At 52.9% G+C, this 684-nt stretch carries 2 protein-coding genes; both read left to right on the forward strand.

Annotation, left to right across the window (positions count from 1 at the left end; translation table 11 throughout):
- Positions 1 to 22: 22 nt before the first annotated feature.
- Positions 23 to 556: a 50S ribosomal protein L6 gene (gene rplF, locus ACFFRH_RS44885; protein ID WP_000091945.1), complete on the forward strand. Its 534-nt coding sequence runs from the start codon at positions 23 to 25 to the stop codon at positions 554 to 556.
- 9 nt (positions 557 to 565) lie between these two features.
- On the forward strand, positions 566 to 684 hold a 119-nt coding region (locus tag ACFFRH_RS44890), incomplete at its 3' end, for a 50S ribosomal protein L18 (protein ID WP_512701146.1).

A 684-nucleotide genomic window follows, 5' to 3' on the forward strand; every position in this document is an offset into this window, starting at 1 on the left:
CGTAGCCTAATCGGAGGAAAAAATGTCTCGTGTTGCTAAAGCACCGGTCGTTGTTCCTGCCGGCGTTGACGTAAAAATCAACGGTCAGGTTATTACGATCAAAGGTAAAAACGGCGAGCTGACTCGTACTCTCAACGATGCTGTTGAAGTTAAACATGCAGATAATACCCTGACCTTCGGTCCGCGTGATGGTTACGCAGACGGTTGGGCACAGGCTGGTACCGCGCGTGCCCTGCTGAACTCAATGGTTATCGGTGTTACCGAAGGCTTCACTAAGAAGCTGCAGCTGGTTGGTGTAGGTTACCGTGCAGCGGTTAAAGGCAATGTGATTAACCTGTCTCTGGGTTTCTCTCATCCTGTTGACCATCAGCTGCCTGCGGGTATCACTGCTGAATGTCCGACTCAGACTGAAATCGTGCTGAAAGGCGCTGATAAGCAGGTGATCGGCCAGGTTGCAGCGGATCTGCGCGCCTACCGTCGTCCTGAGCCTTATAAAGGCAAGGGTGTTCGTTACGCCGACGAAGTCGTGCGTACCAAAGAGGCTAAGAAGAAGTAAGGTAACACTATGGATAAGAAATCTGCTCGTATCCGTCGTGCGACCCGCGCACGCCGCAAGCTCCAGGAGCTGGGCGCAACTCGCCTGGTGGTACATCGTACCCCGCGTCACATTTACGCACAGGTAAT

Source organism: Streptosporangium vulgare (assembly GCF_042428775.1).
In the GTDB taxonomy this organism is placed as follows: domain Bacteria; phylum Actinomycetota; class Actinomycetes; order Streptosporangiales; family Streptosporangiaceae; genus Streptosporangium; species Streptosporangium vulgare.

Excerpts from the sequence above, each read along its gene's own strand:
- rplF (WP_000091945.1), top strand. The coding sequence starts at position 23 with ATGTCTCGTGTTGCTAAAGCACCGGTCGTTGTTCCTGCCGGCGTTGAC.